This window comes from Brevibacillus sp. 7WMA2 (genome assembly GCF_010748895.1).
GTDB lineage: Bacteria > Bacillota > Bacilli > Brevibacillales > Brevibacillaceae > Brevibacillus_B > Brevibacillus_B halotolerans.
In genome coordinates, this window is the sequence record NZ_CP048799.1 from 4,788,020 (window position 1) to 4,803,288 (window position 15,269).

Sequence of the window (15,269 nt, forward strand, 5' to 3'; positions counted from 1 at the left end):
ATAGGTGGTGCCACACATCGTGCAAAAAAAAGACAAGATCAAAGATATCTATTCACTTTCTCCGTTGCAAAAGGGTATGCTATTTCATTCCATGAAAGACCCGCAAAGCGATGCCTATTTCGAGCAGGTTACCCTTTTGCTGGAGGGGGTTGTAAACCCAACCTATTTGGCTGAAAGTATTCAGGGACTCGTACAAAAATACGACATGTTCCGAAGTGTGTTCCGCTATAAAAAAGTAGACCCTGTTCAGGTTGTGCTTAGTGAACGAAAAATAGATTTACAGCTTGAGGACCTTACTCAAATCAATGAAGAAGAGCAACGGAAATTCATTGAGGAATATAGAAAAAAAGACCGGGAAAGAGGCTTCGACCTTTCCCGGGATATCCTGCTACGTTTTACATTGTTTCAAACAGCCGCCAATCGGTATGAATTACTGTGGAGTCATCATCATATCCTGATGGATGGCTGGTGTACGGGTATCGTTTTTCAGGATTTATTTCAAATGTACCAACGTCGCTTGTCAGGACAGGCCTTACTTCCAGAGGTGGCCCCTCAATATAGCGAATATATACGCTGGTTAAAGAAACAAGATGACCAACAAGCATTGGCATTTTGGAAGGAGTATCTACAGGGGTTTGAAAACCTTACGGGAATCCCGCGTCTAAGGTTAGGCAATCATCCCTACAAGCAAGAGGAATTCATTTTCTCCTTGGGAGAGGAAGCTACACAAAAACTAACGCAAACGGCTCAAAAGTATCAGGTGACCTTAAATACTGTTGTGCAAACAATTTGGGGAGCGTTATTGCAAAAATACAATAACACGAATGACGCGGCCTACGGTGTGGTTGTCTCCGGACGACCCGCCGAGGTGCCCAATGTTGAACAAATGGTGGGGCTATTTAGTAATACCATTCCTATTCGTATTAAAAAAGAAGCAGGAAAAACGTTTGGGGAAGTGCTGAAAAACGTACAGCAAACAGCGCTGGAGGCAGAAAAATACGGATATCTTTCTTTAGCCGATATCCAGGCGAGCGCAGCTTATACGCATCAATTGCTTGATCATATTTTAGCGTTTGAAAATTTCCCGATGGATCAAGAAACATTTAATCAAGAAAACGTACTCGGATTTGCCGTGAAGGATGCCCACACGTTTGAGCAGACGCACTATGATCTGACCGTGCTAGTCATTCCTGGCAAGGAATTAATCTTTAAGTTTATGTATAACGAAAGTGTTTATTCAAAAGAGTACCTCAATCTTTTAGAGCTGAATATGAAAAAGCTGGTCTCTTTGGTTATTGAGCAGCAGGATATCTTTGACCCAGCTACCGAGTTAGTATCTGATTTGGAAAAGGATAAGCTTTTAACCATTTTTAATCGTACGGATGCAAAGTACCCAAGAGAAAAAACGATTCATGAGCTGTTTCAAGAGCAGGTTGACAAGAACCCTGATCAAGTGGCACTCGTATTTGGCGAGGCTCAACTAACATACCGCGAGTTGAACGAAAAGGCGAATCAAATGGCCCGCGGTTTGCGCAAACAAGGGGTTTTACCTGATCAGGTGATAGGGTTACTTACGGATCGTTCCTTAGAGATGATCATAGCCATTCTAGCGATCTTTAAAGCTGGTGGCGCTTATATGCCTATCGATCCATCTTATCCGAGTGAACGCATTCAATACATGCTAGCAGATAGTCGTACCCATTTGCTATTGGTGCAAAAAGCTGAAATGATCCCAGCTAATTATCAGGGCGAGGTACTACTGTTAAAAGAAAATAGCTGGATGGATGAGAATACAGATAATTTAGATTTGGTCAACCAAGCACAAGACCTTGCTTATGTTATGTATACCTCAGGTTCAACAGGTAAACCAAAGGGAAATCTGACAACCCATCAAAATATCGTCAAGACCATCATGAACAATGGTTACATGGAGATTACGCCAAATGATCGTCTTCTCCAGTTGTCCAATTACGCGTTTGATGGATCTACCTTTGATATATACAGCGCATTGTTAAACGGAGCTTCTCTTATTTTAGTACCAACGCATGTACTGATGAATCCGACTGATTTGGCATCGGTCATTCAAGACCAGCATATTACCGTGTCCTTTATGACAACATCTCTATTTAACACTCTGGTTGAGCTGGATGTGACTAGTCTCAAACACATGCGTAAGGTGGTGTTTGGAGGAGAAAAGGCTTCGATCAAGCACGTAGAAAAAGCGCTGGATTATTTGGGAGCTGGACGTTTAGTCAATGGGTATGGACCAACAGAAACTACTGTTTTTGCCACTACCTATACGGTGGACCATACGATCAAGGAGACGGGGATTATGCCGATAGGTCGCCCGTTGAACAATACGAAGGTGTTTATTTTAGGAGCAGACAATCAATTACAGCCGATAGGTGCATTAGGCGAGTTATGTGTGAGCGGGGAAGGGCTTGCCCGCGGGTATCTCAATCTTCCAGAGCTGACTGCTGATCGTTTCGTTGAAAATCCTTTTGTGCAGGGAGAGAGAATGTATCGCACAGGGGATTTAGCGCGTTGGTTACCGGATGGAAGCATTGAGTACGTAGGTAGAATAGATGAACAAGTTAAGATTCGGGGACATCGGATCGAATTAGGTGAAATTGAAGCTAGATTACTAGAGCATCCTGCTATTAGCGAGACTGTTTTGCTGGCAAAGCAGGATGAGCAGGGGCATTCCTTCCTATGTGCCTATCTAGTGACAAATGGTGCCTGGTCAGTCGCAGAGCTTCGCAAGCATATCAAGGAAACATTGCCGGATTCTATGGTGCCATCTTATTTTATCGAGATAGATAAAATGCCGCTCACTTCAAATGGCAAGGCAGACAAGCGTGCATTGCCAGAGCCAGATGTTCAACAAGTAAGCTCTTATATTGCTCCTGAGACCGAAACAGAGGAAAAGCTGGTTCAATTATTTCAAGAAATCCTAAGTGTTGAACAAGTCGGTACGCAGGATAATTTCTTCGAGCTGGGCGGACATTCGTTAAAAGCGATGATGCTGGTTTCAAGAATGCACAAGGAATTAGATATAGAGGTACCGCTCAAGGACGTGTTTGCTCGACCTTCAGTAAAAGAATTGGCCGCATTTCTTACAAACACAGAAGTGTCGGATTATATAGCGATTGAACCGGCGGCAAAACAGGAATTTTATCCGGTTTCTTCTGCACAGCGCCGAATGTATGTAGTAGAGCAAATCGGTAGCAGTAATACAACCAGCTACAACATGCCTTTTTTGCTTGAAATAGGAGGAGCCCTCGATGTAGTAGGGTTACAAAAAGCATTAAAGAAACTGGTCATAAGACATGAATCGTTGAGAACGTCCTTTCACATGGTTGATGAGGTATTAATGCAGAAGATCCATTCTGACGTGGAATGGGATTTAATGGTCATGGAAGCAAAAGACGAGGACCTTCCGCAAATCATTGATGGTTTTATCCAGCCGTTTGATTTAAGTGACGCTTCTTTATTTAGAGCGGGACTCGTACGAATGGAAGCTGATCGACATCTACTGATGCTTGATATGCACCATATTATTTCAGATGGGGTATCAACCAATGTATTATTCCAAGACCTGATGCAAATCTATCAGGGCAAGGAGCTCCCTTCTCTTAGAATTCAATACAAGGATTATGCTGTTTGGCAGCAGGCAGAAGCCCAGGTTAATCGTTTACGAGAACAGGAGCAGTATTGGCTTAACCAATTTTCGGGAGAGTTACCTGTACTGGAAATGCCTACCGATTACACTCGTCCATCTATTCAGCAGTCAGAAGGGGATATATGGTCATTTGAAATTAGTGCCGAGATCATAAACAAAGTAAAGAAACTGTCCTCCTCGCAGGGTACAACCTTGTATATGACATTGCTGGCCGCCTACCAAGTATTATTGTCAAAATATACGGGGCAAGAGGACGTTATTGTGGGTTCTCCTATTGCTGGCCGACCTCATGCGGATGTAGAAAAGATTGTTGGTATGTTCGTGAACACGTTAGCCTTCCGAGGGCAGCCAAAATCAACTCAAACCTTTAGTACATATCTGTCCGAGGTTAAGGAGCAGGTATTGCACGCCTATGACAATGCAGAATATCCGTTTGAGGAATTACTTGAAAAGCTTGATTTAGAAAGAGATTTAAGTCGTCATCCACTGTTTGATACCATGTTTGCTTTGCAGAATATGGAAATGGCTGAAATCAATATCATGGATCTCTCCTTTCAGCCGCGGGATTTAACATGGAAAAATGCAAAATTCGACCTGACATGGATGATGGCGGAAGCGGAAAATTTGTATGTCACCATTGAGTATAGTACCTCGCTCTTTAAGCCAGAAACAATTGAGCGATTAGGCAAACGATTCACCCATTTACTAAAACAGATCGGGGATGCTCCTGAACGTTTGATTGCTGACTTAGAAGTAGCGACGGAGGATGAAAAACATCAGATTTTATCGGTATTTAATTTGACTCAATCGGATTATCCAGTAAATAAAACAGTTCATCAGCTCTTTGAGGAGCAAGTGCAAAATATGCCTGATCAAAAGGCGATAGTATTTGGTGAAGAGCAAGTAACATACAAAGAATTAAACGCCAAAGCCAACCATCTGGCTACCCTCTTAAAACAAAAAGGCATAACAAACGAGCAACTTGTGGCTGTTATGATTGAGCCTTCCATCGAGTTTTTTGTAGGCATTCTAGCTGTTCTAAAAGCAGGAGGGGCTTATCTACCAATTGACCCAACTTATCCGGCGGAACGAATTGCCTATATTTTGGAGGATAGTCAATCAAAGGTTCTGTTAGTGAGAGGTCATGAACAGGTACAGACACAATTTGCTGGGGAAATCTTGGAAATTGATAGCAAGAAGTTGTCTACCGAAGAGCTGAAAGACGTACCTATGAATAACAAAGCAACCGATCTAGCCTATGTCATTTATACGTCGGGTTCCACTGGGCAACCAAAAGGTGTCATGGTGGAGCATAGATCGTTGATGAATCTTTCAGCTTGGCACGTTCAGTATTTTGGCATCACAAAGGATGATCGAAGCACCAAATACGCAGGGGTTGGATTTGATGCATCTGTATGGGAGGTCTTCCCTTACTTAATAGCTGGTGCAACGATTTACGTCATCGATCAAGAGACAAGATACGATGTAGAAAAACTGAATCAGTACGTAACAGATCAAGGAATTACGATCAGCTTTTTACCTACGCAATTTGCTGAACAGTTTATGCTGACAGATCATACGGATCATACTGCCCTACGCTGGTTGCTTATCGGCGGTGATAAAGCCCAGCAAGCCGTTCAGCAGAAGAAGTATCAGATTGTAAATAACTATGGGCCTACTGAGAACACGGTTGTAACAACCAGCTATATAGTGAGTCCTGAGGATAAAAAAATCCCGATAGGGCGTCCAATTGCTAATAATCAGGTATTTATCCTGAATAAAGAGAATCAATTACAGCCAGTAGGGATTCCAGGTGAACTATGCGTGAGCGGCGACAGCCTAGCACGCGGCTATCTGCATCGTCCAGAGTTAACGAGTGAGCGTTTTGTAGCTAATCCGTTTGTCCCTGGCGAACGCATGTATAAAACCGGAGATATTGCCCGCTGGTTACCAGATGGAAATATTGAGTATCTAGGTAGATTGGATGATCAAATTAAGATCAGAGGATACCGGGTTGAATTAGGTGAGATCGAATCCGCTATTTTGGAGCATGAAGCAATTCAGGAGACAGTAGTGCTCGCAAGACAAGACGATCAGAATCAGACATATCTATGTGCTTATGTTGTACCGAAAAAATCTTTTGATGTAGCCGAGCTTCGTCAATATCTAGGCAGAAAGCTACCTCATTTTATGATTCCGGCCTTTTTTACGGAAATGACAGAGTTCCCAATTACATCGAATGGGAAAGTAGATAAAAAAGCACTCCCACTACCGGATTTGTCCAAGCAATCAGAGATCGATTACGTTGCCCCAACCACCACGTTAGAAGAAACGCTGGCGGAACTATGGACAGAAGTGCTAGGAGTTTCCCAAGTGGGAATCCATGATAACTTCTTTAAACTGGGTGGGGATTCGATCAAGGCTATTCAGATTGCAGCAAGATTAAATACGAAGCAATTAAAATTGGAAGTTAAGGATTTATTCCAGGCACAAACGATTGCTCAGGTTATTCCATACATCAAAACCAAGGACAGTAAAGCTGAGCAAGGAATTGTTCAAGGAAAGGTAGAGCTAACCCCTATACAGGAATGGTTTTTCCAGCAATCCTTCGATATTCCACATCATTGGAATCAGTCCATGATGTTTTATCGAAAGGAAGGGTGGGATCAGCACGTTGTACAAAGGGTGTTCCAAAAAATTGCAGAACACCATGATGCCTTGCGAATGGCTTATCAGCAGGAAAATGGCAAAACGATTCAGATCAATCGCGGAGTGGAAGGCAAGTTGTTTGAGCTAAGCATTTTTGACTTTAGACAACAGGCGAATGTGCCAGAGCTGATCGAGCAAGCAGCTAATCGTCTACAATCCGCAATGAACTTGCAGGACGGTCCATTGGTTCAACTGGGACTCTTTCAGACATCTGAGGGGGATCATCTTTTGATAGCAATTCATCACTTAGTGGTCGATGCCGTTTCATGGCGAATCATTACGGAGGATTTCATGAATGGCTATCAACTAGATTTGCAGGGAGAGCCGATTGCATTTACGAGCAAAACAGACTCCTACCAAAAATGGGCCAAGAGCCTGCTAGAGTACGCTACTAGTGAAGAAATTCAATCAGAGCTGAAATACTGGCAAAGCATGATTGCAAAAGAGCTACCTGCATTGCCAAGAGATTCAAAAGTAGGTGCCTCGTATCTACTCAAGGATGTACAAGAGGTCGCTATCCAATTGACAAAAGAGCAAACGAATAAACTATTAACGGATGCCCATAACGCCTACAACACACAGATTAACGATCTTTTGTTGACAGCATTAGCTCTAACTATTCAGGAATGGGCACAAAGCAATTCAATCGCAATTACACTAGAAGGCCACGGACGCGAGGATATTGGGGTGGACATTGACATTAACCGTACAGTTGGTTGGTTTACGTCCATGTATCCAGTGGTATTTGATTTGCAGAAGCAAGGGATTGCAAATGCGGTGAAGCAAGTAAAAGAAGAGCTGCGACAAATACCGAATAAAGGGATTGGCTATGGGGTTGTTAGATACCTATCGAATCAAGGAAGTACAGAGCTGGATCTAAGCTCCCATGCGATAAATCCAGAGATTAGCTTCAATTACCTTGGGCAAATGGATCAATCTGGACAGGAAGAGGAGTATCAATTGTCCCCATTGTCTTCCGGTCAACAGATTAGTCAGATGAATCAAGGCTTGTTCCCGATAAATGTGAGTGGAATTGTAGTGGAAAATCAGTTGTCCATTCAAATATCTTATGATAGCCAAGCTTATCATGATTCTACTATGGAAAAGCTGATTCAACGTTATCAATATCACTTGTTGGAGATTATTAATCATTGTGTTCAGCAAACAGAAACAGAATTAACCCCGAGTGATTTTTCCACCAAAGAGCTTTCGATGGAGGATTTAGAATCAGTATTTGAGTTACTAGATGAATAAACTTTGGTTATGTCATTAGGAGGCTTTATATGTTAAGTAAAGCAAATATTAAAGACATCTATACATTATCTCCGCTACAAAAAGGCATGTTATTTCAGCATTTAAAAGAAGAAAGCACGGCTTATTTTGAGCAATTACACTTTACGATTAAGGGACAACTATATGTAGATAGCTTCGAAGCCAGTTTTCAGCATCTCATAAACAAATATGATGTGCTACGAACCGTTTTTCTGTATAAAAATATGACCCAGCCCATGCAAATGGTTTTAAAAGAAAGAAAAACAAGTGTGCATTTTGAAGATATCTCCCACCTAGATTCTAAAGCTGTGAGTGAATATGTTGAAGAGTTTAAAAATCAGGATCGGGAGAAGGGATTTGAACTCTCGAAGGACATTCTCATGCGTTTTGCTATTTTGAAGGCTGGTGCTGAGTCCTATCATTTAATTTGGAGCTTCCATCATATTTTAATGGACGGCTGGTGCATGGGCATTGTGTTACAGGATTTGTTCAGAATGTATCAGCAGCATCGTCAAAATATACCGATTACCGTTGAGAGCGTTCCTGCCTATAGCGAGTATATCCGTTGGCTTGAGAAGCAGAATGTAACAAAGGCAAGGGATTACTGGAAAAATTACTTAGAGGGCTATGAGGAATTAACAGGTATCATTCGTCTCGATACGAAGCATACAAGTCATAACAACGAGGTACAGGAATGCGCCTTTACACTGGATAAGGACATAACGGAAGGACTTACTCAGCTTGCTCGTCATTATTCAGTGACAGTAAATACGTTTTTTCAAACAATTTGGGGCATGCTGCTGCAAAAGTATAACAATAAGGATGATGTTGTGTTTGGTGCGGTCGTATCTGGCCGCCCCTCTGAAATCCATGGCGTAGAAAACATGGTTGGCTTGTTTATCAACACTGTCCCTATTCGTATTCAAAAACAAACGAATGATACCTTTAGCCATTTATTAAAAAGAGTTCACGAATCTACGCTATTGTCTAAACAGTATGAGTTTGTATCCTTGGCAGATATTCAAACCGATGCAGGATTTTCTGGTCAATTGCTAGATCACATCTTAGTTTTTGAAAACTATCCGATAAGTGAAGGTTCTTTTGAGGAAGAAGAATTTACGATGGATAGTATAAAAACCTATGAGAAAACAAGCTATGACCTAAACGTGATGATTCGGCCTAATGAGGATCAGCTTGATATTGCCTTCCAATTCAACGATGACGTGTACTCAAGCGAAAATGTAACAAGACTGTTCCAGCATATGAAGCAACTGGCTCTAGCTGTAATCAAGAATCCGGATGTCCGGTTGGAAGAAATAGCAATGATCACAGAAGAGGAACGCTATCAAATCTTGCACGATTTCCAAGGGGAGATAGTTGATTTTGTAACAGAAAAAACGCTCCCTGAACTGTTTGAAGACCAGGTGAAACGAACTCCAGAAGCAATTGCACTTCGATTTGAAGATCAACAATTGACCTATCAGGAGCTAAATCAGCGAGTAAATCAATTAGCTTGGACACTAAGAATGAAGGGCTTGCAGCAAGAAGAACTCGTTGGAATTATGGTGCAGCGCTCATTAGAAATGATCGTTGGTGTGCTAGCCGTTATAAAAGCAGGCGGTGCATACGTACCAATTGATCCGGAATATCCGCTCGACCGAATCCAATATATGCTGGAAGACAGTGGAACCAATTGGCTGTTAACCACGAAACAGAGCGAAATTCCTTCCATCTATCAAGGGCATGTCCTGTATCTTGAGGAAGATACGGTGTATCACGAGCGGTCTTCAGATGTAGAGATTGTCAATCAATCCAGCGACTTAGCTTATATTATCTACACGTCCGGTTCTACTGGTCAGCCTAAGGGTGTCATGATTGATCATCGTGCTGTTCATAATTTGCATTTGTCAGCAGGAATCTATGGAATCGCACAGGGAAGCCAGGTTTTGCAGTTTGCCTCTTTAAGCTTTGATGCTTCGGTGGGTGATATCTTCCACAGCCTATTAACAGGAGCTACCTTGCATCTTGTAAAAAAAGAGCAATTGCTATCCGGACACGCCTTTATGGAGTGGTTAGACGAAGCTGGCATTACGACTATTCCGTTTATTCCACCAAGCGTCCTAAAAGAATTACCATATGCAAAACTGCCTAAGCTCAAAACAATCAGTACTGGCGGGGAAGAATTACCGGCCGATTTAGTAAGGATTTGGGGAGCAAACCGCACATTTTTAAATGCGTATGGTCCGACAGAAACGACGGTTGATGCTTCGATTGGTAATTGTGTAGAGATGACGGATAAGCCTTCGATTGGTACGCCAACCGTTAATAAGCGAGCGTATATTTTGGATCAATACGGTCATATTCAGCCAATCGGTGTTCCCGGGGAATTATGCGTAGGTGGAGAAGGCGTAGCTCGCGGATATTTACATAGACCTGAGCTTACAGATGAAAAGTTCGTGAACGATCCTTATGTACCAAACGGGAGAATGTATAAAACGGGAGACTTAGCTAGATGGTTGCCGGATGGAACAATCGAATTTTTAGGCCGTATGGATGGCCAAGTAAAAATTCGTGGATTTAGGATTGAGCTTGGAGAAATTGAAGCTCGGCTAAACCAAGCCCCATCTGTAAAGCAAGCTGTGGTTCTAGCTCGTTCAGGAGAACAAAAGCAGGTATACCTATGCGCATATTTGGTGACGGACAACGATTTAAAGGTTTCAGCCTTACGTAAGGAATTAAGTCAAACGTTACCAGACTATATGATTCCATCGTTTTTTATAAAAGTCGATAAGATTCCAGTCACAGTAAACGGAAAGATAGACAAGAAAGCCTTGCCAGAACCAGAAAAAGAAGTAGAGCTGCAAACCGAATATGTAGCTCCAACGAACCCAACAGAGGAGATTCTTGTACAGATTTGGCAAAAGGTGCTGGGAATGGAGCGAGTAGGGATAGAGGATAACTTCTTTGAGCTAGGTGGTCACTCTATCAAGGCAATGATGCTTGCTTCCAATATTTATAAGGAATTAAAGATTGATCTGCCTTTGCGTGAGATTTTTAAGCATACGACAGTAAAAGAAATGGCGCGTTTTATCGACGGTCGGGATGAAGAAGAATACGTCGGAATTCAACCCGCAGCCAAACAAGAATACTACCCTGTCTCTTCTGCACAAAAAAGGATGTATGTCATTCAATCATTGGAAGATAAGGCTCAAGGCACGAGCTATAACATGCCGTCTTTCTATAAAATGAAGGGCTCGGTAGATGCAGAGAAATTAGAGAAGGTATTCCAAACATTAATGGATCGTCACGAATCATTACGAACCTCCTTTCATATGATCGAGGAGCAGCTAGTTCAAAAAGTTCACGAACAGGTTTCATGGAAAATGGACATGAAAACCGTCAGCGCCAATGATGTTTCAAGATTAAAGGATTCGTTTGTCCAACCGTTTGACATCAGTACAGCTCCTTTGTTCCGAGCCAGTCTTCTTACGATTCATAAAGATGAGCACATTCTTATGATGGATGTACACCATATTGTAGGAGACGGCGTATCGACTACGATCTTGTTCCAGGAGCTTATCCAGTTGTATCAAGGGCAAGCGTTACCTGAAGTGAAGATACACTATAAAGATTACGCTGTGTGGCAATTGTCCCAGCAGGATCGTTTGAAAGAAAGTGAAAATTTCTGGTTGCAGCAATTTTCTGGAGAGTTGCCGGTGTTGGAGCTACCTACTGATTATTCTCGTCCCCCAATTCGCCGATTGGAAGGAGATTATGTAAGCCAAAGCCTACGTGGTGATCTCCATGAAAGCGTAACAGCCTTCATGAAAAATCACGAAGTAACGCTATATATGGTACTGCTTGCGACATATAACGTTCTTCTGCACAAATACACGAATCAGCGCGACATTATTGTTGGTACGCCTGTTTCGGACCGACCGCATCCAGATGTCATGTCCACTGTCGGTATGTTTGTAAATACGCTGGCAGTCCGAAATCAGTTGGAGTCTGAGCAATCCTTCGAAGAGTTTTTAGCAAATGTGAAAAATAAAATGCTAGAGGTCTATGGTCATCAGGAGTATCCGTTTGAAGATGTAATTGAAAAAGTAAAGGTTCAAAGGGATACAAGCAGACATCCGCTATTTGACACAATGTTTGGTGTACAAAATCTGGAGATATCCCACGTGGAGCTACCCAATTGGGGTATAGAAGCATTGGATATTGACTGGACTAACTCCAAGTTTGATATGAGCTGGATGGTATTTGAAGCAGACGGTCTAGAAATTGGCGTGGAGTATAGCACAAGCCTATTTGAGCGCAATACGATTCAGCGAATGATCGGACACTTTGAACATATCATCGAGCAGATTATGGAAAATCCTCAAATTCGTTTAGCTGATATTCAGTTGACGACAGAAGATGAGAGAATCCAAATCTTAGAGGAATTCAATCATCAACCAACAAAAATAACCTACGATCAGGCAATCCAAAACAGATTTGAAGAACAGGCTATGAAGACACCTGATGCAGTGGCACTTGTATATAAAGGTCAGGAGTTAACCTATCGTGAGCTTAACCAAAGATCAAATCAGATGGCTCGTACATTAAGAGAGCATGGGGTCGGGCGTGATCAAATAATTGCGGTCATGATTAATCGTTCACATGAGCTGATCATTAGTATCCTAGCCGTATTAAAGGCAGGAGGAGCATACCTGCCAATTGATCCAACGTACCCGCTTGATCGTATTGAACACATGCTAGAGGATAGCCAGACTGCAATGCTGTTAACTCAAAAAGAAATCCAAATACCTACAGGATATTCGGGGGAAGTTCTCTTCGTTGATCAAGCTGATATTTATCATGAGGATGCTACGAATTTATCTAGTATGAATCAGCCTGCGGATTTGGCCTATATTATTTACACATCAGGCTCTACTGGAAAGTCCAAGGGAGTAATGATCGAGCATCGTTCATTACATAATCTGATTCATATTTCTCACCCCTATAAAATGGGAGCAGGAAGCAGAGTCCTTCAATTTGCCTCTAGCAGCTTTGATGCCTCGGTAGCAGAGATCTTTCCAGCTCTTTTAACTGGATCAACTTTATATATAGAAGAGAAAGAGGAGCTATTAACCAATTTAGTTCCCTACTTACTTGAGAATCAAATAACAACAGTAGCATTGCCGCCATCTTTATTAAGATCCGTTCCTTATAGGGAACTGCCAGCTTTAGAGTGCATAGTTAGTGTCGGAGAAGCTTGCACATTTGACATTGTACAAACTTGGGGGCAAAACCGCACCTTTATAAACGGATACGGCCCTACAGAATCAACTGTTTGCAGTACCTTTGGTGTGGTTACAGCAGAGGACAAGCGTATCACGATTGGTAAACCGTTCCCTAATCAAAAGGCCTATATCATCAATGAAAATCAACAGCTACAACCAATCGGGGTTCCAGGTGAGCTTTGCATAGCAGGGGCTGGATTAAGCCGTGGGTACTTGAATCGTCCAGAGCTGACACAAGAAAAATTTGTAAACAACCCCTTTGCACCTGGTGAGCGTATGTATAAAACAGGAGACGTAGCTCGCTGGTTGCCTGATGGCAATATCGAATATGTCGGTCGTATGGATGATCAGGTTAAAGTACGCGGAAATCGGGTCGAGCTTGGGGAGGTTACCAGCCAATTACTTACGCATCCTTCGATTACAGAAGCTGTTGTTGTACCAATAGTCGATACACATGGAGCAACGACACTATGCGCCTATTTCATCGAGGATAAAGAAGTGAAAGTCAACGATTTGCGCCATCATTTGGCTAAAGCTCTACCTGAGTTTATGATTCCTGCTTACTTTATTAAAGTAGATCATATTCCATTGACAGGAAACGGAAAGGTAAATAAACAAGCATTACCTGACCCTTCCGAATTCATTTCAGCACAAACAGGCCATGAAATCGTTGCCCCTTCTTCTCAGGACGAGGAAATACTGGTTCAGGTATGGGAAGAAGTCCTGCAGTTCAAACCGATTGGGGTAGAGGACAACTTCTTTGAACGAGGCGGAGACTCCATTAAGGCATTGCAAATCGTAGCTAGACTTAGCAAATATAATCGGAAATTGGATAGTAGACATATTTTTAAAAATCCAACGATTTCCATGCTGGCTCCTTACCTTGAACAAAGAGGTGCTTTGATTGAACAAGATTCAATTGAAGGCGAAGTGCCACTTACACCGATTCAATCCTGGTTCTTTGAACAACCCTTTGTGCATCCACACCACTTTAATCAATCTATGCTTCTGCCAAATGAACAAGGCTGGGATCGTCAACGAATAGAACAAGCATTTACAACCATTGTTAGACACCATGATGCCTTAAGAATGAAGTACCAGTTTAGAGAGAAGATCATTCAAGAAAATCAAGGTATCGAGGGAGAGTTTTTTACCCTGCATGAGGTGGATGTAACCAAGGAAAGAGACTGGCAAATGCGCATCGAACAAGAAGCGGATCAACTCCAAGCAAGCTTTGATTTGACAACAGGCCCTCTTGTAAAGCTTGGCTTATACCATACGGCATATGGCGATTATCTTCTGATTGTCGTACATCATCTCTTAATTGATGGTGTCTCATGGCGCATCCTGCTGGAGGATTTCCAGACGCTTTATGAGCAAAAGGGTGAGTTGCCGGCGAAAACCACTTCCTTTAAGGCGTGGGCTGTACAACTGAAGGGGTATGCTCGCAGCAAAAAGCTACAAGACGAGGCAAGCTACTGGAAAGGGTTGTTGAATAAATCGGTAAGAGAGCTGCCTGCGGATAAGGAATCAAGCGATACATTCCTTTTTGGAGATACAAAAGAAGTACAGCTTACCTTTGATATAAATGAAACCCAAGACCTGCTTACGGATGCCCACCATGCTTATAAGACAAAAGCGGATGATTTATTGCTGGCAGCGTTGGTTCTTAGCATAAATGAGTGGACGAAGCAAAGCGATATCATAGTGAATTTGGAAGGTCATGGCCGTGAGACGATCGTCGAAGGCATTGATTTGAGCCGTACAATTGGCTGGTTTACTACAATTTATCCAGTTCTGTTTGAAGTAGAGAACCATCAACTTTCCAGCGTGATTAAACATGTAAAAGAAACGCTGCGCAATGTACCGAATAATGGTATTGGTTTTGGGATCTTACAACACATGTCTCATTCTGATGTAAGCCAGAGCCAATTAAGTTCTCATCACATAAGCTTCAACTACCTAGGTCAGATGGGAGAAGATTCCGCTAGTCAGTCTGAGACGGATAATGGAGTCCTTATCAATACAGGAGACCAGATAAGCCCAATGAACGCAAATCCGGGCTCGCTTAATATGACTTGCCTTGTAATGAATAACACGTTGCTTGTTACTTTTGATTATAATCCGAAACGTTACGAACAGGAGACAATTCAACGTCTGGCAGATCGTTATAAGAGCAATTTAAAAGCAGTCCTCGAACATTGTGTTCAACGAGAGCAGACAGAGCGAACACCTAGTGATTTTAGTACGAAGAAGCTTTCTTTAGAGGACTTAGACGACGTGTTTGCAACACTTAAAAATCTATAAAGGTATCCTGAGGA

The 15,269-nt window shown here is 42.3% G+C and carries 2 protein-coding genes; both read left to right on the forward strand.

Going from position 1 to position 15,269, the window contains the following annotated elements; translation table 11 throughout:
- The first annotated feature begins 19 nt into the window (after positions 1-19).
- Positions 20-7,645, forward strand: a complete 7,626-nt coding sequence (locus GOP56_RS20720) for a non-ribosomal peptide synthetase (RefSeq protein WP_163246509.1) — start codon at positions 20-22, stop codon at positions 7,643-7,645.
- A 29-nt stretch (positions 7,646-7,674) separates the two neighbouring features.
- A complete protein-coding gene (locus tag GOP56_RS20725; protein ID WP_163246511.1) occupies positions 7,675-15,255 on the forward strand; it encodes a non-ribosomal peptide synthetase in 7,581 nt (2,526 codons plus the stop codon).
- The last annotated feature ends 14 nt before the right edge of the window (positions 15,256-15,269 follow it).

Bases quoted from the DNA above. Each gene is read 5' to 3' on its own strand.
- GOP56_RS20725 (WP_163246511.1), top strand. From the start codon at position 7,675: ATGTTAAGTAAAGCAAATATTAAAGACATCTATACATTATCTCCGCTA.